This window comes from Enterobacter sp. MG-EB028 (assembly GCF_056673305.1).
Genome location: NZ_CP195079.1, coordinates 2,215,222 through 2,239,580, shown reverse-complemented (window position 1 = coordinate 2,239,580; position 24,359 = coordinate 2,215,222). Strand labels below are relative to the sequence as shown.

23 protein-coding genes are annotated in these 24,359 nt (G+C 54.2%); 12 read left to right on the top strand and 11 right to left on the bottom strand.

Annotation, left to right across the window (positions count from 1 at the left end; all coding sequences use genetic code 11):
* Positions 1-123: 123 nt before the first annotated feature.
* Entirely contained in the window at positions 124-2,157 is a 2,034-nt protein-coding gene (gene dcp / locus ACR42C_RS10680) for a peptidyl-dipeptidase Dcp (protein WP_316379039.1), read from the bottom strand.
* A 142-nt stretch (positions 2,158-2,299) separates the two neighbouring features.
* On the opposite strand from dcp, the gene ydfG reads away from it, so the two are divergent.
* Both ydfG and ACR42C_RS10670 read left to right on the top strand, forming a co-directional pair.
* Positions 2,300-3,046: a bifunctional NADP-dependent 3-hydroxy acid dehydrogenase/3-hydroxypropionate dehydrogenase YdfG gene (gene ydfG / locus ACR42C_RS10675; RefSeq protein ID WP_479985104.1), complete on the top strand. Its 747-nt coding sequence runs from the start codon at positions 2,300-2,302 to the stop codon at positions 3,044-3,046.
* 91 nt (positions 3,047-3,137) lie between these two features.
* A complete protein-coding gene (locus tag ACR42C_RS10670) occupies positions 3,138-3,824 on the top strand; it encodes a GntR family transcriptional regulator (RefSeq protein ID WP_028013010.1) in 687 nt (228 codons plus the stop codon).
* A 33-nt stretch (positions 3,825-3,857) separates the two neighbouring features.
* Here ACR42C_RS10670 and ACR42C_RS10665 read toward each other — a convergent pair whose 3' ends face one another.
* The gene (locus ACR42C_RS10665; protein ID WP_116340191.1) at positions 3,858-4,289 is read right to left on the bottom strand and encodes a universal stress protein; all 432 of its coding nucleotides are present in this window, start codon (positions 4,287-4,289) and stop codon (positions 3,858-3,860) included.
* A 288-nt stretch (positions 4,290-4,577) separates the two neighbouring features.
* On the opposite strand from ACR42C_RS10665, the gene ydfZ reads away from it, so the two are divergent.
* Positions 4,578-4,781, top strand: coding sequence for a putative selenium delivery protein YdfZ (ydfZ, locus tag ACR42C_RS10660; RefSeq protein WP_028013008.1), 204 nt, complete (start codon positions 4,578-4,580; stop codon positions 4,779-4,781).
* Between the two features lie 43 nt (positions 4,782-4,824).
* Here ydfZ and ACR42C_RS10655 read toward each other — a convergent pair whose 3' ends face one another.
* The 4 genes from ACR42C_RS10655 to rspA all read right to left on the bottom strand — a co-directional run bounded on the left by ACR42C_RS10655 (position 4,825) and on the right by rspA (position 10,195).
* Positions 4,825-6,288, bottom strand: a complete 1,464-nt coding sequence (locus ACR42C_RS10655; RefSeq protein ID WP_479985103.1) for a mannitol dehydrogenase family protein — start codon at positions 6,286-6,288, stop codon at positions 4,825-4,827.
* A 218-nt stretch (positions 6,289-6,506) separates the two neighbouring features.
* On the bottom strand, positions 6,507-7,874 hold the full coding sequence (locus tag ACR42C_RS10650; RefSeq protein ID WP_163329153.1) for an MFS transporter: 1,368 nt from the start codon (positions 7,872-7,874) through the stop codon (positions 6,507-6,509).
* Positions 7,875-7,946: 72 nt separating this feature from the next.
* Positions 7,947-8,966, bottom strand: coding sequence for a Zn-dependent oxidoreductase (locus ACR42C_RS10645; RefSeq protein ID WP_479985102.1), 1,020 nt, complete (start codon positions 8,964-8,966; stop codon positions 7,947-7,949).
* Between the two features lie 14 nt (positions 8,967-8,980).
* On the bottom strand, positions 8,981-10,195 hold the full coding sequence (gene rspA / locus ACR42C_RS10640) for a starvation-sensing protein RspA (protein WP_116340201.1): 1,215 nt from the start codon (positions 10,193-10,195) through the stop codon (positions 8,981-8,983).
* 297 nt (positions 10,196-10,492) lie between these two features.
* Between rspA and ACR42C_RS10635 the strand changes: the two genes are divergently transcribed.
* Complete coding sequence (locus ACR42C_RS10635) at positions 10,493-10,831, top strand: DUF1283 family protein (RefSeq protein WP_063145673.1); 339 nt, start codon at positions 10,493-10,495, stop codon at positions 10,829-10,831.
* Positions 10,831-11,391, top strand: coding sequence for a spermidine N1-acetyltransferase (gene speG / locus ACR42C_RS10630; protein ID WP_023311549.1), 561 nt, complete (start codon positions 10,831-10,833; stop codon positions 11,389-11,391). Before ACR42C_RS10635 ends, speG begins: the two co-directional genes overlap by 1 nt.
* Before the next feature lie 17 nt (positions 11,392-11,408).
* Here the strand turns inward: speG and ACR42C_RS10625 are convergent, their stop codons facing one another.
* Positions 11,409-12,155, bottom strand: a complete 747-nt coding sequence (locus ACR42C_RS10625) for a YnfC family lipoprotein (RefSeq protein WP_395312775.1) — start codon at positions 12,153-12,155, stop codon at positions 11,409-11,411.
* Between the two features lie 69 nt (positions 12,156-12,224).
* Here ACR42C_RS10625 and ACR42C_RS10620 point away from each other — a divergent pair, with 69 nt between their 5' ends.
* The 3 genes from ACR42C_RS10620 (at position 12,225) to dmsD (ending at position 15,770) form a co-directional block, all read left to right on the top strand.
* A complete protein-coding gene (locus ACR42C_RS10620) occupies positions 12,225-12,491 on the top strand; it encodes a DUF1161 domain-containing protein (RefSeq protein ID WP_316379033.1) in 267 nt (88 codons plus the stop codon).
* A gap of 132 nt (positions 12,492-12,623) precedes the next feature.
* Positions 12,624-15,062 carry a selenate/tellurate reductase subunit YnfE gene (gene ynfE / locus ACR42C_RS10615; protein ID WP_479985101.1) on the top strand — a complete coding sequence of 813 codons (2,439 nt, stop codon included), beginning with the start codon at positions 12,624-12,626 and terminating at the stop codon, positions 15,060-15,062.
* A gap of 93 nt (positions 15,063-15,155) precedes the next feature.
* Complete coding sequence (dmsD, locus tag ACR42C_RS10610) at positions 15,156-15,770, top strand: Tat proofreading chaperone DmsD (protein WP_166710978.1); 615 nt, start codon at positions 15,156-15,158, stop codon at positions 15,768-15,770.
* A gap of 39 nt (positions 15,771-15,809) precedes the next feature.
* Here dmsD and ACR42C_RS10605 read toward each other — a convergent pair whose 3' ends face one another.
* Both ACR42C_RS10605 and ACR42C_RS10600 read right to left on the bottom strand, forming a co-directional pair.
* Positions 15,810-17,525, bottom strand: coding sequence for a SulP family inorganic anion transporter (locus tag ACR42C_RS10605; protein ID WP_116340209.1), 1,716 nt, complete (start codon positions 17,523-17,525; stop codon positions 15,810-15,812).
* 134 nt (positions 17,526-17,659) lie between these two features.
* Positions 17,660-18,868, bottom strand: coding sequence for an MFS transporter (locus ACR42C_RS10600; RefSeq protein ID WP_479985100.1), 1,209 nt, complete (start codon positions 18,866-18,868; stop codon positions 17,660-17,662).
* Positions 18,869-18,971: 103 nt separating this feature from the next.
* On the opposite strand from ACR42C_RS10600, the gene ACR42C_RS10595 reads away from it, so the two are divergent.
* A complete protein-coding gene (locus ACR42C_RS10595) occupies positions 18,972-19,889 on the top strand; it encodes a LysR family transcriptional regulator (protein WP_116340213.1) in 918 nt (305 codons plus the stop codon).
* Positions 19,890-19,978: 89 nt separating this feature from the next.
* Here the strand turns inward: ACR42C_RS10595 and ACR42C_RS10590 are convergent, their stop codons facing one another.
* On the bottom strand, positions 19,979-20,533 hold the full coding sequence (locus ACR42C_RS10590) for a nucleotidyltransferase family protein (protein WP_302218831.1): 555 nt from the start codon (positions 20,531-20,533) through the stop codon (positions 19,979-19,981).
* A 95-nt stretch (positions 20,534-20,628) separates the two neighbouring features.
* Positions 20,629-21,462 carry a MipA/OmpV family protein gene (locus ACR42C_RS10585; protein ID WP_479985099.1) on the bottom strand — a complete coding sequence of 278 codons (834 nt, stop codon included), beginning with the start codon at positions 21,460-21,462 and terminating at the stop codon, positions 20,629-20,631.
* 203 nt (positions 21,463-21,665) lie between these two features.
* Between ACR42C_RS10585 and ACR42C_RS10580 the strand changes: the two genes are divergently transcribed.
* The 3 genes from ACR42C_RS10580 (at position 21,666) to oqxR (ending at position 24,348) form a co-directional block, all read left to right on the top strand.
* Positions 21,666-22,343 carry a response regulator gene (locus tag ACR42C_RS10580; RefSeq protein ID WP_116340219.1) on the top strand — a complete coding sequence of 226 codons (678 nt, stop codon included), beginning with the start codon at positions 21,666-21,668 and terminating at the stop codon, positions 22,341-22,343.
* Entirely contained in the window at positions 22,343-23,731 is a 1,389-nt protein-coding gene (locus ACR42C_RS10575) for a sensor histidine kinase (protein ID WP_316379027.1), read from the top strand. Before ACR42C_RS10580 ends, ACR42C_RS10575 begins: the two co-directional genes overlap by 1 nt.
* A gap of 137 nt (positions 23,732-23,868) precedes the next feature.
* Positions 23,869-24,348: an efflux pump transcriptional repressor OqxR gene (gene oqxR, locus ACR42C_RS10570; protein WP_116340223.1), complete on the top strand. Its 480-nt coding sequence runs from the start codon at positions 23,869-23,871 to the stop codon at positions 24,346-24,348.
* Positions 24,349-24,359 lie beyond the last annotated feature (11 nt).

Below are 24,359 nucleotides of genomic sequence, written 5' to 3'. Positions count from 1 at the left end.
TAAAGATAATTGCACCGCGTATATTCTGGAAAATGTCACTGATATTTATTGAAATAGCAGAAGAAGAGAAAGGAGATAAAAACCGGGCTTCGGGCCCGGTTCTGTTTTCACCCAAACATGACGCTATTCGCTCAATCCGCGATTCTCCAGCATCGGTTCAATCTTCGGATCGTGCCCGCGCCAGTTTCGATACAGTTCGGCTAAATCAGCGCTGTTGCCACGAGACAAAATCGCCTCACGGAACGTTTGCCCGTTCTCGCGGGTTAAGCCCCCCTGCTCCACGAACCACTGATAGCCATCGTCCGCCAGCATTTGCGTCCACAGGTAGGCGTAATACCCCGCAGCGTAGCCGCCGCCAAAAATATGGGCAAAGTAGCTGCTGCGATAACGCGGCGGTACGGCGGGCAGATCCAGCCCCTCTTTTTTCAACGCCGCGGCTTCAAATTCTTCAACGCTCGACACGGCCTCGCTGATGCCGTGCCAGTTCATGTCCAGCAGCGCCGCGCTCAGCAGCTCCGTCATGTCATAACCCTTGTTGAAATGGGTCGCGTTGAGCATGCTTTCCCGCAGCGCGTCCGGCATGGGTTCACCGGTTTCGTAGTGACGGGCATAGTGGCTAAACACCTGAGGATGGCTGGCCCAGTGCTCATTGATTTGCGACGGGAATTCAACGAAATCACGCGGCGTATTGGTACCGGACAGCGTAGCGAAGCGCTGGCTGGCAAACAGACCGTGCAGAGTATGGCCAAACTCGTGGAACAGGGTTATCACGTCATCCCAGGAGAGAAGCGCGACGCCGCCGTTACCCGGCTTTTGGTAGTTGCAGACGTTGTAGATCACCGGACGGGCAGCAAACTCGAAGGATTGCTCGATAAAATTCCCCATCCAGGCTCCGCCCTGCTTGGAATCGCGGGCAAAGAAGTCGCCGTAAAACAGCGCCATGCCCTCACCGGTGTGGTCGAAAATTTCCCAGACCCGGACGTCCGGGTGATAAACCGGAATATCGAAACGCTCCACAAAACGAATACCAAACAGCTGGCTGGCCGCCCAGAATACGCCATCCTGCAATACGGTATTGAGCGCAAAATAGGGTCGAATCTGCGATTCATCAAGGGCGTATTTCGCCTGGCGCACGCGCTCGGCATAAAAGGCCCAGTCCCAGGCCTGCGCGGTGAAACCGCCCTGCTCGTCATCAATGACCTTCTGAATATCGGCCTGCTCGCGCTCTGCACGGGCACGCGCCGCGGGCACAATCCCGCGCATAAAGGCCAGCGCGGCGTCTGGAGTTTTCGCCATCTGGTCGGCGATGCTCCAGCTGGCGTAATCTTCAAAGCCGAGCAGACGGGCCTGGCGCGCGCGCAGCGCCGTAAGACGCAGGATCAATGCGCGGGTGTCGTTTTCATCCCCTTTCTGGGTGCGCGTCCAACCCGCGTTGAACAGGTTTTCGCGCGTCTGGCGATTGCGCAGCGCGGCTAGCGCAGGCTGCTGTGTCGTATTCAGGAGCGGGATCAGCCAGCGGTCGTTAAGCCCTTTTTCCGCGGCGGCCTGCGCCGCGGCAGCAATCTCTTCTGCGCTGAGGCCTTCAAGCTGGTGCGCGTAATCAGCCACCAGCCCGCCCGCGTTGTTGGCGGCCAGCAGGCGCTGGTTAAACTGGCTGGTCAGGGATGCGGCCTCAGTATTCAGCGCCTTCAGCTCGGCTTTTTCTGTCTCATTCAGGCGCGCGCCAGCCAGAATAAAGCGCTGATACGTCTCTTCGACCAGCCGACGGGATTCGGCGTCCAGCGCGGCGCGGTCCTGCCAGACGCTCTCGACGCGGGCAAAAAGGATATCGTTCAGCCAGATGTCGTTCGCCAGCGCGGCAAGTTCGGTGGAGAACTGCTCTTCCAGTTCCTGCAGATACGCATTGGTGTGCGCGGAGGTCATGGCGAAGAAAACGCTGCTGACGCGCGCGAGCATGAGGCCGCTTTTCTCCAGCGCCAGCACGGTGTTAGTGAAGTCTGGCGCAGCGGTTTGAGAGACGATCGCGTCTATGTCCGCCCGCTTCTGACGAAGCGCTTCATCGAAGGCCGGACGATAGTGCTCGTCTTTGATGGTATCAAAATGGGGTGCCTGATAGGGCAACAGGCTGATGTCAAAAAAGGGATTCGTGGCCGTCATCTTTCACTCCTGAGTACGGGTATCCTCCCAGAGTAGGCCAGGCCGCCATCGCCTGCAACGCCGTCATACAAATGTTGCCTTAACGCATCCTCTGCGACCGTGCTATGTTAGTACAACACAAAAAGCGTTGAGGAACAGTGAGATGATTATTTTAGTTACCGGGGCAACGGCGGGTTTTGGTGAAAGCATCACGCGTCGCTTCGTCGCCAACGGACACAAGGTTATTGCAACCGGCCGTCGTCAGGAGCGCCTGCAGGAGCTGAAGGACGAATTAGGTGACAGAATCCTGACCGCACAGCTGGACGTGCGTAACCGCGCGGCCATTGAAGAGATGATTGCTAACCTGCCGGCAGAGTGGCGCGCCATCGACGTGCTGGTCAACAATGCCGGTCTGGCGCTGGGCATGGAGCCTGCCCACAAAGCCAGCGTTGAGGACTGGGAAAACATGATCGACACCAACAACAAAGGGCTGGTGTACATGACCCGCGCGGTGCTGCCGGGCATGGTGGAGCGCAACCGCGGCCACATTATCAACATCGGTTCTACCGCCGGGAGCTGGCCTTACGCGGGCGGTAACGTCTACGGCGCAACTAAAGCCTTTGTTCGCCAGTTCAGCCTGAACCTGCGTACCGATCTGCACGGCACCGCCATTCGCGTCACCGATATCGAACCGGGCCTGGTGGGCGGCACCGAATTCTCTAACGTGCGCTTCAAGGGCGATGACGCGAAAGCGGATAAAACCTACGAAAACGCCAACGCGTTGACGCCGGAAGATGTGACCGAAACGGTCTGGTGGGTGGCAACGCTGCCAAAACACGTCAACATCAATACCGTAGAGATGATGCCGGTCAGCCAGAGTTTTGCCGGACTTAGCGTCCATCGTGGTTAAATATGCCCTTCCCGGCCTGCGGGCCGGGTCTGTTTCGGGTTGTAAAAGAATGGTAGTATGTTCAGGCTAACTCTCTGAGAACTGACAACTCATGGCCGCTGAATCGCAACTCAATCCCACCCAGCCCGTAAACCAGCAAATCTATCGCATTTTGCGACGTGATATTGTCCATTGCCTGATCCCGCCGGGAACGCCGCTTTCTGAAAAAGAGGTCTCCGTGCGTTTTGACGTGTCCCGCCAGCCGGTGCGTGAAGCGTTTATTAAGCTTGCTGAGAACGGCCTGATTCAGATCCGCCCGCAGCGCGGCAGCTACGTGAACAAAATTTCACTCTCTCAGGTGCGCAACGGCTGTTTCGTCCGCCAGGCGATTGAATGCGCGGTGGTGCGCCGTGCTGCAACGCTTATTAATGACAACCAGTGTTACCTGCTGGAGCAAAACCTGCATCAGCAGCGCATTGCGATTGACCGTAAGCAGCTCAACGATTTCTTCCAGCTTGATGACGAGTTTCACCAGAAGCTGGCGCAAATTGCGGACTGCCAGCTGGCCTGGGATACCATCGAGAACATCAAGGCCACCATTGACCGGGTGCGCTATATGAGCCTCGATCACGTCTCCCCGCCGGAAATGCTGCTCCGACAGCATCACGATATTTTCAGCGCGCTGGAAAAACGCGACCCGGACGGCGTGGAAAAAGCGATGACGCTGCATCTGCAGGAGATCGGCGAATCCGTGCAGCTTATTCGTCAGGAAAATAGCGAGTGGTTTAGCGAAGAGTGATATTTGCCGCCCCATTCGCGGGCGGCGTTGTGATTAGCGAACGACTAACACCGGGATGGTGGCGTAGCGCAGAATAGATTCTGCATTTGATCCCAGCAGATGGGTAGTGATGCCCGGATTTTTCGACCCGATGACAATCACGTCATATTCCCCCTCTTTGCTCAGTCTGATAATTTCATCGCGGACGTTACCAAAACGAACCAGAGAGTGAATATTCTCCGCAGAGATATCGAACAGTCTTTTTAACGCGTTCATTTTCTTCGCGGATTCCGCGGTCATATACTCTTCAAACTTTTTAATATCGGCGTTGAATCCTCGCAGCAGAGACCGGCTGCTGGCTGGCAGAATATTGACCAGGGTAATCGACGCGCCCTCAGCCTTCGCGAGGTTAGCCGCGTGGCGAACCGCTTTGTCGCTCAGATCCATTTCAAACACGTCAACAGGCATCAAAATCTTCTTATACATAAGCCTGACTCCTCATTCCGATGAAGGGTTATTTCCTGTACCCAGAATGGCATCGGGAATATAAACCAATCCTCAACACTTCCTCTTCGAAACTATAAACAAATGAAAATAACGGTCTGCTTTGTAAATTGCTGTCGTTAACCGTCAGCACCCCACGGAATAAAGAAAAAAGTGTGAGTTTGATCAAAAACAAAAACATGGCTGGCAGACAGGCGTATTTATAGTGCCCCGTGAACGGCAAAAGCTGAAATAGCGCCGTAACGGATAGTTTAGAGAGGAGAAAATACCATGATGACATACGACCGTAACCGCAATGCAATCACCACCGGCAGCCGCGTCATGATTAGCGGCACCGGCAAAACCGGCGTGATTAAGGCAATCCACAGCGACGGGCTCGATGCCGCGCAGGTGCGCCGTGGCAAAACGGTGGAAGTGGAAGGATGCGAAGGTAAGTTCGAACCAATTGAACTGATTCGTCTGGGTATGCACTAAATTGTGCGCCAACATGCCGCCGCGAACGGCGGCATGTGTTGAATTACAGATGTGACACGCACTCCGCAACCGTGTTCTTTGCCCCCTTCTGCAGCAGCGTCAGATATGCGCTCATCACGGCGTCTGTGAAGGCTTTTTCTCGCGGCAGCTCTTTCCCAAAAATGGACTCAATGCCGAGCAGCGCGTTAACCCGGTTTTCCCCTTCGGCACTCCCTTTCACCGCCGCCTGAATCACCGCCAGCTGCGGATCACTCACATCGATGGCATTACCCTGCTCGTCAACGCCGCCGACATAGCGCATCCACCCTGCCACGCCCAGCGCCAGGAGTGGGAAAGGCGTCTGGTGCACCAGGTGCCAGCGTACGGAGTCCAGCATACGCTGCGGAAGCTTCTGGCTGCCGTCCATCGCAATTTGCCAGGTGCGGTGACGCAGGGCCGGGTTGCTGTAACGGGCAATCAGCAGGTCAGCGTAGCGTTCTAAATCGACGCCCTTCACTTTCAGGGTCGGCGCCTGCTCGTTGAGCATCAGCGCGTGGGCGGCGACGCGGTAGCTCTCATCTTCCATACAGTCGTTGATATGCTGGTATCCGACCAGATAGCCCAGGTACGCCAGGAACGAGTGGCTGCCATTGAGCATGCGCAGCTTCATCTCTTCAAACGGGATCACGTCTGAAACCAGCTCGGCGCCCGCTTTTTCCCACTCGGGGCGCCCTGCCACAAAGTTATCTTCGATCACCCACTGGCGGAACGGTTCACAGGCCACCGCCGCCGGATCGCGCACGCCGGTCAGCTTTTCGATTTTATCCAGCGTATCGGGAGTAACCGCCGGCACGATACGATCCACCATGGTTGACGGGAAGGTGACGTTTGCCTCGATCCAGTCCGCCAGCTCGCCGTCTACCGCCCGGGCGTATGCGCAGGTCACGTTGCGCATCACGTGGCCGTTCTCCGGCATGTTGTCGCAGGACATCACGCTAAACGCAGGCAGACCCGCCGCTTTGCGACGCGCCAGCGCTTCCACCACCACCCCGGGCGCGGATTTCGGCTGGTGCGGGTTTTGCAGGTCGGCGACGATAAACGGGTGATCGAGCATCAGTTGCCCCGTCGCCGGCGAGTGGCAGTACCCCTTCTCGGTGATGGTCAGCGAAACAATCGCCACCTGAGGTTCACACATCGCTGCCAGCACGCTCTCCAGGCCGTCAACCTGCGCGTGCAGTGCCTTTTTGACTACGCCAACCACGCGGGAGGTCCAGGCATCGGCAGACATTTCCGCCACGGTGTAGAGATTATCCTGCGCGTTCAGATCGGCAATCTGCTGCTCGCCACCAATCAGGTTAACCTCACAGTAGCCCCAGTCGCTGCTGTGTTCAGCCGCGAGGATATCGGCATACACCGCCTGATGCGCGCGGTGAAATGCGCCGAAGCCTAAATGTACAATGCGTGCTTTAAGACTGTCGCGATCGTACTGTGGCAGCGTCGCGTTGGCCTGTAATAAGGTGTTTTCCATGATTAAGACTCGCTCATTAGAAAGCTGTGGATCGCTGCCGCTCCTTCTGAATCGGCAGCGCCTGCTGACTACACCAACTAGAATGGCAGTTGGGGTAAAAATAACTGCCATCAACCATACTGATACTGCCGTTTGAGATTTTGATTTATATTAACTTTTGCTCATGTGGTGTGACATAAATAAAAAGTTGTGTGATAAGTCACGCAAGATATAAACCACTAGCGTCGCGTGGAGATCGCACCGTAGCCCACGCTCGCTTTTGGCGCGGCCTCCGCTGCATCTTCCGCCGCGCTCAAATCGCGGTCGCGTACTTCCGGCATCAGGAACGCCGAGACGAGGCCGATTGCGGAATAGGCCACCAGCATGGCAACGATCGGCCACCAGGAGCCGGTCATGTTGCAGAAGATCCCCGCCAGTACCGGACCAAAGCCCACAGCTACCAGCCCGCCCGCTTCTTTAGAGATAGCCATGCGGGTAAAGCGATTCCGCGAGCCAAACATCTCCGCCATGGTGATATTTTCCAGCGCAAACAGCCCCAGCACGGCGAAATTATGGATAACGATGATCGAGAGCATGATTGTCCCCGGCGCATAGCTTTTATCGACGATAATCGACAGCATCGGGTAGGCCAGAATAATGGCGGAGATATTAAGGATAATGTACGGCAGCCTGCGCCCCACTTTATCGGAAAGCCAGCCCAGCAGCGGGATGGAGATAAACCCGAGAATGGAGCTTATCATCAGCGCATCGGTGGGAATCGCTTTATCGAACAGCAGCGTCTGGACCAGATAACCCGCGAGGAATGTCTGGATCAGCCCCGAGTTGCCCGCCTGACCGAAACGCAGGCCGGTCGCCAGCCAGAAGGATTTACTTTTCACCATTGAACCCAGCGAGGTGTCCGGCTGCACGGTTTCTGCATCGTTTACTTTCTCAAACACCGGGCTCTCCTTGAGGTTCATTCGCAGCCAGATGGCAAAGACCATCACCACGACGCTGGCGAGGAACGGCACGCGCCAGCCCCAGGCGAGCAGCTGTTCACGGTCGAGGGCAAAGAACATAATGGCCCAGATCGCCGTGGCGCTCAGCGTTCCGCAGTTTGTACCCATCGCCACCAGCGAGGAGATGATGCCGCGCTTCCCCTTTGGCGCATACTCCGCCAGCATGGTCCCGGCCCCGGAGATCTCCGCCCCGGCGCCCAGCCCCTGAATAATACGCAGCGTCACCAGCAGTACGGGTGCAAAAATGCCGATTTGCGCGTAGGTCGGCAGCACGCCAATCAGCGTGGTGCATATCCCCATCATGGTGATGGTAATGAACAGCACCTTCTTACGACCAATGCTGTCGCCCATTCTGCCAAAGATAAAGGCCCCGACGATGCGCGCAATATAGCCAGCGCCGTAGGTGCCCATCGCGAGGATCAGCGCCATCGCGGCGGACTGTTCCGGGAAGAAGATCTCATGGAAGACCAGTGCGGCGCCCAGCGAGTACAGCTGGAAATCCATAAACTCCAGGGCGGTGCCCAGCCAGCCGGAGACGGCGGCTTTCACCAGATCGGAGGTGGTTCTTTGAGGTTGTGCTTGCGTCATAATGGCTATCTCTAAAAGGTAAGATGCGTACCACCAGAGCCTGTCTGCGCAGGCTCTTAACCGCGTATAGGATTATTGTCCGAACGTGAGCAAGACTTTGCAGCACTGCCGCTGGTCTTTTTCAAACAGTTCGATGGCGTCTGTTACATGGTGATAGTCAAAGGTATGGGTGATCAGTTTGTCCGGGTCGATCAGCCCTTTTTGCAGCCAGTCGATGACGACCGGGAATTTGTTAGCATTCAGGCGCGAAGAGAAGATCGCCAGCTCTTTACCGGTGATGCCCTGCTGGACTATCTGGCTCGGCTCGCTGGAGAACCCCATCAGCACGATGCGCGCCGCCGGAGAGGCCAGAGTGACCGCTTCGTGCAAAATCGCCGGGTGACAGGCGGCATCAATGATTAACGTCGGCTTGATGCCTTTTTCGTCCAGCGCGGCCTGCAGCGACTGTTCGCTGTTATTTAAGACCCAGTCCGCGCCGCTGCGCCGGGCCATCGCCAGGCGCTCGTCTATGCGGTCAACAACGATGATCTCCTTCACCTTATAGACACCCTTCAGCGCCTGCACGGTGACCAGCCCCATCGGCCCTGCGCCGTAGATCAGCGCAATGTCCTGTTCGGTGGGATTAGCCTGCCCCGTCACGTTGGCGGCGATGGTGAAGGGCTCAACCATGACGGCGTGCTTATCAGGAATGCCGTCCGGAACAGGCCAGGCATTTTTAGCGGGCACTACCGCATATTCACTGAAGCCGCCGTCACGGTGTACGCCCAGCACCACCAGCGAGGTGCAGACGTTCGGTTTTCCGACGGAGCACGGATAGCAGTGCCCGCAGCTAATCACCGGGTCAACCGAGACGCGCTGGCCCAGGCGCGCGCTGTCTACGCCCTCTCCCACGGCGTCAATCACGCCAAAGAACTCGTGGCCAATCGTGCGTGGATACTTCGCAAACGGATTATGGCCGCGGTAGATGTGGCTGTCCGAACCGCAGATCCCCGCCAGCGTGATTTTGACGCGGACTTCGCCTGTGCCGGGCTCCGGGCGTGGCCGCTCTTCAATCACCAGTTCGTTCGGCTGTTGAATCACTACGCTTTTCATCGTTCGTTCCTCGCTTACCAGTTCCACAGCGTGCCGTCTTCAAGACGGGCCACCGGCAGATAGGCCGGATCGTAGGGGTATTTCGCCGCCAGCTTTTCGTCAAACTCGATGCCCAGGCCCGGCTTGTCGCCCGGGTGCATATAGCCGTTATCAAAGCGCCAGCTGTGCGGGAAGACTTCCAGCATCTGTTCGGAGTAGCCCATATATTCCTGGACGCCAAAGTTTGGCACCCACAGGTCAAAATGCAGCGCGGCCGCGTGGCATACAGGCGAGAGATCCGACGGGCCGTGCGAGCCAGTGCGCACCTGGTAGAGTGAGGCAAAGTCCGCTATGCGACGCATCCCGGTGATCCCGCCCGCGTGGGTAATGGTGGTGCGAATATAGTCGATAAGCTGCTCTTCGATGAGCTGCTTGCAGTCCCAGATACTGTTAAACACTTCCCCCACCGCAATTGGCGTGACGGTATGCTGGCGGATCAGGCGGAAGCATTCCTGGTTTTCAGCGGGCGTTGGGTCTTCCATCCAGAACATGCGGAATGCTTCAATGCTCTTGCCGAAGCGCGCCGCTTCGATGGGCGTCAGGCGGTGGTGCATGTCGTGCAGAAGATGTTCATTGAAGCCAAATTTGCTGCGCACCGCGTCAAACAGCTTCGGGGTGAAATCGAGGTATTTTTCGGTGGACCAGAGCTGCTCTTCCGGCCAGTCGCCTTTGGTCGCAGGCTCGTAGGCCAGCCCCTTCCCTTTGGCCATGCCGTAGGTGGTTTTCATGCCCGGCACGCCGCACTGGACACGGATCGCCTTAAAGCCCATCTCCTTATGGCGGGCGTAATCTTCCAGCACGTCGTCAATGGTGTGCCCGGTGGTGTGGCAGTAGACCATTACGCCCTCACGGGATGCGCCGCCCAGCAGCTGGTAAAGAGGCATGTTGGCCGCTTTGGCTTTGATGTCCCACAGCGCCATATCCACGGCGGAGATGGCCGACATGGTGACCGGGCCGCGACGCCAGTAGGCGCCCTTATAGAAAAACTGCCAGATGTCTTCGATACGGTGCGCGTCGCGGCCAATCAGCTGCGGGCAGAGATGATCTTTCAGGTAGGAGGCAACGGAGAGCTCACGCCCGTTCAGCGTGGCGTCACCGAGGCCCACAATCCCCTCATCGGTGGTGATTTTTAGGGTGACAAAGTTCCGCCCCGGGCAGGTAACAAACACGTCAGCCGCGACAATCTTCATAATTCCTTTCCTTACATCGTTCGTTGTGATGACGGAAATTTACCCATCCGAACTACTACCATACAAGTATAATGATCATAAAATCAGCTAACGGTCACAAAAACTGTCGGCTCCGCGTATCCCTAAAACCCATCATTTCGTGCCTGTTTCACTTCAGGTGACGATTCATTTAGGCAGCATACCTGAAGATATCCTTTACTTTTCCATACCTGTGCCGCGGGTATGCCGTTATTGCTCTTTGGTGTAGAATCTGAACGGGGAAACTTGCTCATCTGCACCCATTTTAAAGGAAACGCTATGACTACATTAAGCAAACGCCTTTGTCTGACAGCCCTGCTGGCGCTGTCATCGTTCGCCTTTGCCGCCTCTGCGACAGCGGAAACCAGCAAGCTCGTTATTGAGTCTGGTGACAGCGCGCAAAGCCGCCAGAACGCCGCGATGGACAAAGAACAATGGAATGACACCCGCAGCCTTCGTCAGAAGGTCAACAAACGTGCTGAGAAAGAGTGGGACAAAGAAGATGTCGCCTTCGACGCACGCGATAAGTGTCAGCAAAGTGCGAACGTCAATGCCTACTGGGAGCCGAACACCCTGCGCTGCCTGGATCGCCGCACTGGTCGTACGGTTGCCCCATAATGTCGGCGCCCTGTGACGTAAAACTCCGGCCGCTGGAGCGTGAAGATCTGCGCTTTGTCCACCAGCTCGACAATAACGCCAGCGTAATGCGCTACTGGTTCGAAGAGCCGTACGAGGCCTTTGTCGAGCTGTCTGATCTCTACGATAAGCACATTCACGATCAGAGCGAGCGTCGTTTTGTGGTGGAGTGTGAGGGTGAAAAAGCGGGGCTTGTGGAGCTGGTTGAGATCAACCATGTTCACCGTCGGGCGGAGTTTCAGATCATTATTTCGCCTGAGCATCAGGGAAAAGGCCTTGCCTCACGGGCTGCGAAGCTGGCAATGGATTACGGTTTCAACGTTCTGAATCTCTACAAGCTCTATCTGATTGTGGATAAAGAGAACGAGAAAGCGATCCATATCTACCGTAAGCTGGGCTTTATGGTAGAAGGCGAGCTGATTCACGAGTTCTTTATCAACGGCGAATACCGCAACACCATCCGCATGTGCATCTTCCAGCATCAGCACCTGGCGGGACACAAGCCGTCAGGCGCCAGCCTGCTGAAACCAACCGCGCAGTAACCTGCGCGGTTTTATTCTCAGTAGTACTCAATCGTATTCTTGATGGTGTACTTGCGCTCAACGGCAGGCTTAACGCTGTCGTCAGTGATGGTGAGATCGCAGCTGACCGGGTTGTTGTGTCGATCGTAGTCGCAGCTCTGCGTCACGTTGCCGAGCGGCTTGTCGTTTAACAGGCTCACGGCCGAGTAATCCATTCTTTTGCGCAGATCCTTTGACGGTGTCGACTGCACCGATAAATGCTGATCCCCGGAGACAGTGGTTTTGCCCAGTGGATAGCCATCCGCATCGTATCGATATTTCACTTCCATCTCTTTGCCGTGCGCGGCCACCACAAAGCCGTTGTCGTCGGTATCCCACGTCACACCGGCTGACGGCAGTTCGGCCAGCTGGCATTTGCCCTGCAGCTTCACCTTACGCTGCTGGGTTTCTGCATCGATGTAGTAGTTGGCATCCAGCACCAGCGCTACGCCCGTGTTAGCCTCCAGGTCGTGCAGTTCCAGCGTATCGAAACACCCTTCCGCCGACACGGTGCCGGTAACCCGTTTGGACACTTCGCCCTTCTCGTTGAACAGCGTCTGGGTAAAGTCTTTGACCGGGCCGCGCAGAGGGTCAAAATCAAACTCGTTTGAAAAACTCGCCATCTCCGGTGTAAACGACAGCGGCGCGGAGTTGTTGTCACACCCTGCGAGAGCGGCTGCCAGGAGCGTTATCGCTGCATATTTCTTCACATTCTTTACCAATACAGAGAGATTATTCCCAATCATATTAGCAAATACAGTTGTTTACACGAAGCATGCTAAAATTAATCTATACACAGAGAAAAGGAGCTACAGATGAAACGGTTACCCTGGATTACCGCCCTGCTGTTAATGAGTGCTTCAACCGCCGCGCTGGCGGCACCCGACTCCTGCGAGCGCGTGAAAAGCGACATTCAGCAGAAGATTATCAACAACGGCGTGCCGGAGTCAGGTTTTACGCTGAGCATTGTGCCGAATGATCAAGCTGACCAGCCGGACGCGCAGGTGGTGGGCCACTGCGCCAACGACACCTTTAAAATTTTGTACACCCGTACAGGCAATGGGGCTGCGGAATCTCAGTAATTTACCTTCAATCCCCTTTGATTTGATGAGGATTAAGATCTAATACCTCCAAATAAGTAACACTCACCCCATCATTAGCCCGGTTGTAATCACGGGTAAAAATAATACGTAATCTCAATCTTGGGGTGAGCCATGTCTGAGGTCGATCATCACGGCGGTATTAGCCGCCGAACTCTCGTGAAATCTACCGCAATAGGTTCTCTGGCGCTTGCCGCTGGCGGGATCTCGCTTCCTTTTGGTCTAAAAAGCGCAGCCGCTGCGGTGCAAAATGCCGTCCAGCCTGCGGAAGATAAAGTGGTCTGGGGTGCCTGCTCGGTCAACTGCGGCAGCCGCTGCGCGCTGCGCCTGCACGTCCGCGACAATGAAGTGTACTGGGTCGAAACGGATAACACCGGTGAGGATATCTATGGTAATCACCAGGTCCGAGCCTGCCTGCGCGGGCGCTCTATTCGCCGCCGCATCAACCACCCTGACCGCCTGAACTACCCGATGAAACGCGTGGGCAAACGCGGTGAGGGCAAATTTGAGCGCATCACTTGGGATGAAGCGCTGGACGCTATCACCGCCAGCCTGAAAGACGTGGTCGACAAATACGGCAACGAAGCGGTGTATATTAACTACTCCTCCGGCATTGTCGGCGGCAATATCACCCGTTCCTCTCCTTACGCTTCGCTGGTGGCGCGCCTGATGAACTGCTACGGCGGTTTTCTGAGCCACTACGGCACCTACAGCACGGCGCAAATCGCCTGCGCCATGCCCTATACCTACGGCAGCAATGACGGGAACAGCACCTCGGATATTGAAAACACCAAACTGGTGGTGATGTTCGGCAATAATCCGGCGGAAACGCGCATGAGCGGCGGCGGGATTACGTATTATCTGGAGCAGGCTCGCGAGCGGTCCAACGCGCGCATGATCGTTATCGACCCACGCTATACCGATACGGCAGCCGGACGCGAAGATGAATGGATCCCGATCCGTCCGGGTACTGATGCCGCACTGGTGGCAGCTATTGCCTGGGTATTGATCGACGAAAACCTGGTCGACCAGCCGTTCCTGGACAAATACTGCGTTGGCTATGACGAAAAAACGCTGCCGGAAGGCGCCCCCGCGAATGGTCACTATAAAGCGTATATTCTCGGCCAGGGGGATGACAACACGGCGAAAACGCCTGAATGGGCCTCGCGAATCACCGGCATTCCGGTAGATCGTATCGTCAAGCTGGCCCGCGAAATCGGCTCCGCGAAGCCGGCCTACATCTGCCAGGGCTGGGGACCACAGCGACAGGCAAACGGAGAACTGACCTCCCGCGCCATCGCGATGCTGCCGATCCTCACAGGTAATGTGGGGATCAACGGTGGCAACAGCGGCGCGCGCGAATCCAGCTACACCATCACTATCGAACGTATGCCGCTGCCGGAAAATCCGGTTAAAACGCAAATATCCTGCTTCAGCTGGACGGATGCCATCGTCCGTGGCCCGGAAATGACCGCCCTGCGCGACGGGGTGCGCGGTAAGGATAAGCTGGACGTGCCGATTAAGTTCATCTGGAACTACGCGGGCAACACCATTATTAACCAGCACTCCGATATCAATAAAACTCACGAGATCCTGCAGGACGAAAGTAAATGCGAAACGATCGTCGTCATTGATAACTTCATGACCTCGTCAGCGAAGTACGCCGATATCGTGTTGCCGGACCTGATGACCGTCGAACAGGAAGACATCATTCCTAACGATTATGCAGGTAATATGGGCTATCTGATTTTCCTCCAGCCCGTAACCGCACCGAAGTTTGAGCGTAAGCCCATCTTTTGGATCATGAGCGAAGTGGCGAAACGCCTCGGGCCGGATATTCATCAGAAATTTACCGAAGGGCGCACGCAGGAAGAGTGGCTGCAGTATCTGTATGCCAAAATGCTCGCAAAAGATCCCGTACTACCGTCCTATGACGAGCTGAAAAAAATGGGCATTTATAAGCGCAAAGATCCTAACGGACACTTTGTGGCCTATAAAAAATTTCGCGAGAACCCGGAAGCCAATCCGCTGAAAACGCCATCGGGCAAGATTGAAATTTACTCCAGCAAGCTGGCGAAGATTGCGGCGACCTGGGAGTTGGCAAAAGACGAGACCATTAGCCCACTGCCCGTGTACGCATCAACCTTTGACGGATGGGATGCGCCCGAGCGCGCGCAGTTCCCGCTGCAGCTGTTCGGTTTCCACTTTAAAGCCCGAACCCACTCGAGCTATGGCAACGTCGACGTGCTGAAAGCGGCCTGCCGCCAGGAGGTCTGGCTTAATCCTGTCGATGCCGAAAAACGCGGCATTAAGAACGGCGATACGGTGCGCGTCTTTAATAGTCGCGGTGAGGTGCGAACTGAAGCAAAAGTGACGCCGCGCATCATGCCCGGCGTGAGCGCGATGGGCCAGGGAGCCTGGCACGATGCCAATATGAGTGGCGATCGTATCGACCACGGCTCATGCATCAACACGCTGACGACCCATCGACCTTCTCCGCTGGCAAAAGGCAACCCGCAGCACACCAATCTGGTGCAGATTGAGAAGGTGTAAAAGGTGAAACGCGAGACCATAGTTTATTCAATGGTCAGTATTATCGGTTATCACAGTCGCGCGGGCGTCGTCCGCGCAAGCAAGGAAAGTTTTATGGAAGACGTCTCACATCGTGAATCGTTCGCGTTCAGTGCCAGGGTACTGGGCGCGCTGTTTTATTTCGCTCCCGACAGCGAGCAGGCCGCGCCGCTGGTGAGCGCTCTCACCGCTGGCGAATGGGTTCAGGACTGGCCCCTGCCGCCGGAAGCGCTGCAGCCCGTTGCCGATACGTTTGCCTCATCTTCCGATGAACCGCTGACCGACGCCTGGCAACGGCTGTTTATTGGTCCTTATGCCCTGCCCGCTCCGCCGTGGGGTTCCGTCTGGCTGGACCGTGAATCCGTGCTGTTTGGCGATTCGACCCTCGCGCTGCGACAGTGGATGCGGGAGAACAATATCGCGTTTGAGATGCAGCAACAGGAACCGGAAGATCACTTTGGCACGTTGCTAATGCTCGCGGCGTGGCTGGCCGAGAATGGCCGCGAAGCGGAGTGCGCTCAACTTCTGGCGTGGCACCTCCTGCCGTGGAGCACCCGCTTCCTGTCGGTGTTTGTCGATAACGCCGGGCATCCGTTTTATACCGCGCTGGGCAGGCTTGCGCAGCTGACGCTGGCGGACTGGCGATCCGGACTGCTTATTCCGGTTGCGGAAAAGACGCTGTATCGCTAGAGGTGTGGCTTGCTCGCTGGTGGCGGGCAAGCCTTTAACTTATACCTCGCCACCTGATTCACTCGCACTCTCTTTACTCTGAATGAACCGAAGTGCCAGATAGAGGTCTGGCGCCAGAATCATGTCATCATCATTCATCGTTGGCCGACTCTCTTTAAACCAGCGCGTTAATTCCGTTTTTCTGCCCGCCAGGATTAACGTAATCTTTCGCCCTTTCAGGTCACGCTTTAACTCATTAATGGTTGCCAGGACGCTGATGTCTGAATAGGTGAAGCAAGCAACGGCATCAATGACCACCCATTTAGGTTGTAATGCAGTACCATCAACCAGGTTCAATACCCGACGTTTAAAATAAGCCACATTAAAATAGGTCAACGGTGAGTTAAATCGATACATCAGCACGCCCGGGACCATTTTAATATCGGTTGTATTACCTAATGAGTGAATCATTCCATCTTCGTCAGTGCCCAACAAGTGCTCAGAGGGACGAAACACTGTACGAAGGAACTGTAACAGGCCAAGCAACACCGCAAGGCCGATCCCCTGGATAACGCCGATAATTAAAACACAGCCAAAAGTGAAGAAGGCCAGGCGGAATGCCTGTTTATTTCTGCGCCTCAGGTTCCAGAGCCCACGTAAATCAATTAATGACCACGAGGCATACATTAGAACAATACCTAATGCAGATACCGGAATAAATTGTAATGGCTGGGTGAAAAATACCACAACGATACCGATGAGTAAGGCCGCGACTATGGAAACCAGCTGACTTTTCCCACCCACTGAATCATTAACCGCGGTCCGGGAATCAGCTCCACTGATAGCAAAACCCTGGGATAACCCAGACATAATGTTCGCAATACCCAGTGCTCTGAACTCAGCATCAGCATTGATTTCATAACCATTTTTCGCGGCGAAACTGCGGGCGGTCAGCATCAGACTCACAAAACTGACCAAAGCCAGGTTCAGCGCCGGGATCACCAAATCACGCATCGGACCAGGCTGGAATTCCCCCCAGTTAACGACGGGTAAGCCAGACTGGAAGCCATCTCCCCCAATCGTGGCGATACCATACTGTTGCGCAGCTGTTCCCCACACCAGAACCGTTGTCAGGACAATGGCAATCAACGGTGCTGGCCAGTGGCTACGATACGTTTTAATAACCATTAAAATAATTAACGTTAAAAGTGATATCCCTATGGTTAATAAATGGCTGTCTGACAATCGGCCTGGCAAGGCTATTATTTTTTCAATAACCTGTGCTTCATCTAGCTTGATCCCTAAAACCTTGCCTAATTGCCCGACAATAATCGTCACGGCTACGCCATTTAGCAAACCCGTAAGAATGGGATGAGAAAGCAGATCGGCAAGTGCGCCCAGACGAAACTTACTGGCAAGCAGGCACCACCCGCCCATCATCAATGTCATGATAATCGTCAGTTGCCAGTGCAGTTCGGGATTACCTGCAGAAAGCGGAAAGACGACGGCCGCAATCACCGCGCAGGTCGTGGCATCAGGGCCAACAATAAGCTGACGTGAAGAACCAAACAGTGCATACGCTATCATCGGTAAAACGCACGAATAAAGCCCCACTATTGCCCCAACACCTGCCAGCTCAGCATAAGCAATAGCTACGGGTAGCGCTACAGCCGCAACGGATAACCCGGCTTTAACATCCTGTTTTAGCCAGCTTTTATCGTAGGCTAACAAATTTTGTAGACCTGGCATGTAGTTTAATAAAACTCTTCCGAACACGTTATTCTCCGGATATAGATATCACCCACGTAATATTGGCACACTTCTTTACGAGGTTCTGGCTTTCAAATGCTCCGGATAAAGGATCGCGTTGCATCGACCCGTTGTACTCACAGCCAAAAGCGGACGTTATGCTAATCAATGACGAGAAGATCAGGTTGGTTCTTACGTTTAGCCAGTTTCTTTTGCAAAATGATAACGATGATTGGGAACCCTAATGCGGAAATGGCGCTTACCGTTAGTAACGTGTTCATTTTTTGTTGTGACATGTCATGCCCAGGTAATAAAAAAGAAGACAAAAAAAATGCGATCGTTGTAATCAAATACATCATTGATGTTTGTAATGACATGAATCCTGCGCGTTGCCTGTTATCAGGAAACTGAATCGTAACCGCCGAAGATGAAACCAGACGACTATAAGATGCACCGAGAAATAAAGTAATAAATAGCGCCGGATGCGGAAGCCCCAGGATGGGTATGAGCAAACTCAGAATAAAAATGATAGTTGAAGCTGTCGCCAGAACTACAGCAGAAAAACGTGTCGTTAACACGCCTGTCATTTTTGTCGACAGGTACCCTGCCATCCCCCCGCCGAAGAATAGCCAGGACAACATGTCCGAAGAAGCGCCAGGCTGCTGTAACAATAATGGTACCAGAACAGGAACGACCAGCATTGGGCTAAACTGTACAAGCGCATTAGCGGAAGCAAACAGTAAAATATCCACATTGAGAGGCTGTGAATGGGGTGTCTCGAAAGAAACGCGATCTTGCGGAATGATGGTGACAATCAGTGGCATCGCCAACAAACACAGCGTACTGATGAACCACAAAGCAATATGCCAGCCATAATGAGTACATAAAAATAATATTGTGGGCATTCCCGCAATGCTTACTATCGCAAATGACGCAATCACCGTCGCTAACATTTTTCCACGCAAGTGAGTCGGTGCGTGGTTTATCAATATACTGATACCCACCCCCATTGTGGTACCGCCCAACAATCCTGCACAGAATCGTAATGTAAGCAAAAGGCTAAAACTGGAAGTCAATGTCGTTAAAAAGGTCAGCAGCCCCAGGAGAGCCATATTGGCGATGAGAAAGCGTTTCTTATTAAAACGACCGATCCAGTAAAAAGCGATAATGCCCGACAGAACGGCACCTGTTGTGTACAGGCCAGAAACGTAGCCTGAGAAGGATACGGGAACAGCAAAATCAGCCGCCATAAAAGCAAAAATAGGGTTGAACATCATATATTCCAGCGCATTCGTGAACTGGATAAAAGCAATTACAGCAGCGATTCGTATGAGGGTTTTATGATTTAACGTTTTTGTGACCAGTGGCATAGCAGGCGACCTGTGGATGAAAGATATCCGAGTTTAACCGCTATCAAATCTGTTCATTAGATGGTAAAAATGGCACTTATTGTTATCATTTATGGGATAATCAATGCGGCCGCCTCTGGATTTTAATACCCTGAAAGTGTTCATTGCTGTGGTTGAAAAAGAGAGTTTTGTTGGGGCATCCAGGGCGCTGGAAATGCCGACATCAAATGTGAGTCGTTGTATTTCTCAGTTAGAAGACAAACTCAACCTTCAGCTTATAGAGCGCAGTACCCGCCATATGAAACTCACCCAGGCGGGCCACCTGCTCTATAACCGAGCGAAGCCAATACTGGAGGCACTTGAGCAAACTGAAACAGAATTAACGTTGCGGCAAATGCAGCTTAAGGGCCCGTTACGTATCTGTATTCCTAATGAAATAGGCCCGGTCTTGCTGGGATCTATAGTTGCCGATTTCGCCTGTCAGCACCCGGATCTGGAAATTAGCTGCGTCACAAATTTGTCTGGCTTTGAATCCGTTCGTGACGATCTGGATTTAGCGATCATTGTCACCCGTGGCCAGATGGATGACAGTGACTACATCGCTCGCCATCTGGTGACTATCCCTTGTACCATCGTTGCTGCTCCTTCTGTCATTCAACGTTATGGCACCCCTTCTCATATACAGCATTTTGAAGAATTACCCTGTATTACAACCGTAAGCGCACTTAAAGGTGCTCCCTGGCAGTTTGTTAATAAAAAGGGGGGATTCGAGACGATAAAGGTTAAAGGCCATTACCGGGTAAACAGCGGAGAGATGGCAGGACGAGCGGCTGTAGCAGGTGTCGGTTTTGCCATTCTATCGAAACAAGCCTGCCAACCCTACATCAACGATGGACGGCTAATCGAGCTTAACTTTGAACAATCCCCTGCTCCACTGCAATTGTTCGCACTTTATTCAGATCGGCGCTACTTGCCTGCTAAAACACGAGCACTCATAGATTTCATGCATCAGAAATTGAGTAATATATCTTGCGTAACATAAGGCTCACGATCGTGTGCAACAGGTCATCTGTAAGGTTCACAGGCATAAGCGCCCAACAGACAGATTAGACTTTAAGCTATTAATTATGCTCAATTAATAAGTCGCAGTTGAGGATAACGTTCTAACCACCGCTTCTCTTCAACGCGCCGCCTGAATACGTCATATTTTTCCCGCTCAAACGCAGGCGTTGGTCTTAAACTCAGCTCAAACAGGTCATTAAGACCATAGGGTGCAATGACCTCAATAACATCGTTAGCGCCCAGCCTGACGCCTACAGCCGTCGCAGTTTCGGGCCAGTACAACAGCGCATTTTCTGTTGAGCGATAGGGATTATCACCATTACGCAGATGCATCCTGGCTTGATTCTTTACGGACCAGTCAAAAGCGGGCATCCGTTGCTTAAGTTTTTCTTCCAGATGACGTTCATCGTCTGGCGTACACCATTCGGGATCGAACCAGACCACATCCACATCGCCTGAAAAGGACTTTTTCCAATAGGCATGCAAGTGATCCCATACGGCATCCCTGACAAAACCCGCGCCTATCCAGCAATCAGGAAGTTGCAAATCACGAACCGCGTAAAGCACCTGCATTCGTGAAGGATCAAGTGACAATATTCTCTGCAATGAATTTAAATAATCCATCATTATTCCCGTCATCAAAAGCACCGCCCCGTCATCTTAACCGGAGCGGCTCAAATTCGTCGCTATTGCGCGCTCAAACTCATAAGCAACCGCCATCAAAAACTGTACGTCACCTTCAAGCTCCCCGTGGGGGACGTTTTACGTTGTACGATCGGGCTGTCACCCGCATCCCCCGTCAGTTGCGTAACCCCCGCAGCGGCAAGCACGCTCCAGCGCGAGGTGAGCTTGTGGGTCCAGTCAAGATTCATAGACCAGGCATAAATCCCCGCCCCGGCGTCATGTCGGGCAAACCCCGATGCGCTCGACTGAGCGTCATTGACGCCATAGTACGTCTGCATATACTTGCCGGATCCCCAACTGCCGGTCAGCGCCAGCGTCACCTCATTTTTTGATGAGGCATAGAGCGGGCTGGAAATGCCGAAATGCACCGCCTCTCCGTTGTCTCTCTCAGAAACCGGCACCTCAGCCTGCAGCTGCAGGTTAAGCCAGTCGGTCACCTTGTACCCCAGCCCGGGCACAACGATTGCCGAGCCTTTTATCTCGCCCATTCCACGCAGCTCGTCGCTGCCGGAGGCGATCGAATCGCTGCTGACGTCTTTATCTTTACGGCCTGCGCGATAGCTCAGGGCAGCGCTGTAATCGAAATTACCGATGTTATTGCCGTAACCGATACCCCGCGTGGTGCTGATAAAGAAGCCATTCGCCATCGAGTAATCCACCACCTGAGCCGCGCTGACGCGGCTTTTATCCGAACCCGAGTAGCGTGGCGCGACGTCCGCGCCGCCCCCCAGAGTTAAGACATTGCCTTTCTGCTCTGCCGCCATTACCGGGGTGGCCAGTAACGCCAGAACAACGCCCGGCACTATGCTTTTTAGTCTGAAGCCCGAAAGTGAATGGAGGAACGTATGACGCAGTTCGATGTTTCTCATTAAAGAAGCCCTTATGGATTCAAATGGTTGCGATGCAAGCGGTTAAACGCCAGGACGCCCATTTTGAATACCGACCCTAAGGTTCTTATGAGCCGAAAATGAAGAAACGCTGAAGCACGAGCCGGTGCTGTAAACCGGACGGATTTCCTGCTACCGTTTTTTTCTTAAGTTGTTCTTCATCCACGGTTGTTACAGTTATCAATGTGAAAATTTTACTAATCGAAGACGACCTGGATCTCGGCAATGGCGTGCGTATCGCCCTTTCAGATCAAGGATTTGATGTCATATGGGTTCGCCGTAAAGAGGATGCGCTGCATCAGCTTGACGTCTGTGCGCCGGAACTTGTTTTGCTCGACCTGGGGCTGCCCGACGGCGACGGCATGAGCCTGATGACGCGTTTGCGCCAGCAGCTGAAGGGGATCCCCGTCATCATCCTGACGGCGCGAGGTACGCTGCAGGATCGCCTGTGCGGGCTGGATGCCGGTGCAGACGACTATCTTGTCAAACCCTTCGTTCTCGCCGAACTGCTGGCGCGAGTCAGGGCTCTTGCCCGACGCAGCTACGGTTTTGAAAATGAGGCAATAGAGATCCGGGGCTTATCGCTTCATGTACCGACGCGTCGCGTGACGGTGAGCGCGCGTCACGTTGAATTGACGGCCAGTGAATATGCGCTTCTTGAAACGTTGATGCTGCGCGCTGACCGGGTGATTACCCGACGTTTTCTGGAAGAAAGGATATTCGGCAACAAAGAAAATCTCAGTAATGCGCTCGACGTCCATATGGGGAATTTGCGGCGGAAAATTGGTGAAGGCTATGTGCGAACGGTGCGGGGCGTCGGATACGTCATTGATACCGTTGCTGTTCAGAAAGTGACGGGTTAATGCGAAACGTCTGGTACCTCCTGAAGCGTCCCACGCTGGTACGGCGAATTATCATCGCCCAGATGGCGCTGCTCACCCTGCTGTGGTGTATTTTTTTGACCTTCATATTGTTGGAGGACCTGCGTAGCCCTCCGATACTCACGGGCAGTAAGACCTACGAAACCATTTTTACTCTGGTTGATCATATTGGCGAGCGCCCGCAGGACCGTAACGAGGTGCTGGAAGCGTTCAGTAAGGCGTTGCGGGAAGGCTATGGCGGCGGCGAAGATCCCGCATTATCAATCAACCTCATCGTTCGTAAGAATAACGCAATCATTTTTTCATCGGATGGCGCTCCGACGGGGGTAATGAACACCAGGCAGGGGGAAATGCAGCGTGTTCAGAGTGACGGTCGTACCTGGACCAGCCGTACCCTTAAGTCCCCTCGTTCCGACGTGGAAGTTACGCTTTTCACCCCGGCCGGCAGCTGGAACTTCTTTATCTATCTGAACTCACGCGGCTACTACATTATGCCGCTGCTGGTCTGTATTCCTTTTCTTCTGTTTCCCGCGTGGCTGTCGATCCGCATTGCGATGCGTCCCTGGAGCAAGGTGGTGAATGAAATTTCATTACGCAGGCCAGACGATCTCTCTCCCTTAAAAGCCGGCCCCAGGCACAGGGAGCTTCGCAAAATGGTGGACGCGATAAACGATTTTCTTGCCAGAGTGCGGGAAAGCGCTGAACGGGAACGGGTTTTCATTGCGGATGCTGCACACGAGCTGCGTACGCCCCTGGCAGCGATGCGCATCAACGTGGAGGCGCTGCAGTCCTGGGCGAGCAGCGAGAGCCAGCGGCAGCTGCTTGCAGGGATTGTGCGCAGCAACAGCCGGGCGGCTCGGCTCGTCAACCAGCTGCTGCTGATGATGCACAGTGAAGCGCGTATTGACACCGCGATGGAGCCCGTGCCGCTGACGTCACTCATACAAGAGCGAATGGCTGCGCTGGAGCCGCTGGCGTCCGGGCGCAGGATTGAGCTGGAATTCTTCGCTGAGGATGAAATCTGGATCGCTGGCGTCCGGGAACGTCTGATGTCGCTGATAGACAATCTTATTGAAAATGCCGTGAAGTACAGTCCTGAGGGCGGACGGATTCAGGTAGAGGTACGCTCAGCAGATAAATCAGCCCAAATACGCGTCTCCGATGAGGGGCCGGGCATTCCGGTTGAATTGCGCGAGCGCGTCTTCGACCGGTTTTTCCGCGATCCCAATCAGGTGCAGAGCGGAAGCGGACTGGGGCTTGCCATCGTCAAAGCGGTTGCACTGCAACATAACAGCAGTGTAAACCTGAGTACCTCAGCGGAAGGTGGCCTCCTGGTGACGGTTGACTTCCCGGACCGCACGTTTAGCTAAACCGGAACAGGGTGTTCGATCGCAAATGCCGCAGATTGCTTCAAAAAAATTACCGTATTTGTTATATTGTTGTTTATTGCTTATTCACCTCTGCGGTGCCAAAAAGAACAAGATTCACCGCTACCCAGGAAAGAGAAATGTTAGATTACCGCTTCCCGACAGCTTTGCAGATGGTTCTCAGCGTAGCGATGGCGGAGCAACTAGGTGAACGTTCGACAAGTGCAATTCTGGCCTACGGCCTGGAAGCCAATCCGAGCTTTATCCGCAAATTGATGGTTCCACTCACGCGCGACGGCATTATCGTCTCAACGCTTGGCCGCAACGGCTCTATTCATCTTGGTCGTCCACCGGAAGAGATCACCCTGCGCGATATCTACCTTTCGGTCACCGAAGATAAAAAACTCTGGGCGTCGCGCCCTGACGTGCCGGCCCGCTGCGTGGTCAGCGCGAACGCCTGCTGGTACTTTAAATCGATTTCCGAAGAAGCGGAGCAGGCATCGCTCGCGGTATTAGCGCGCCACACCGTGGCAAGCGCGCTGGACGAGGTTAAAAAAGCCGATACCAGCGGGTGCGATCCTTTACCTGAACTTATTGCCCAGTACAAAAAAGCCCATTAATTTTCGCGAAA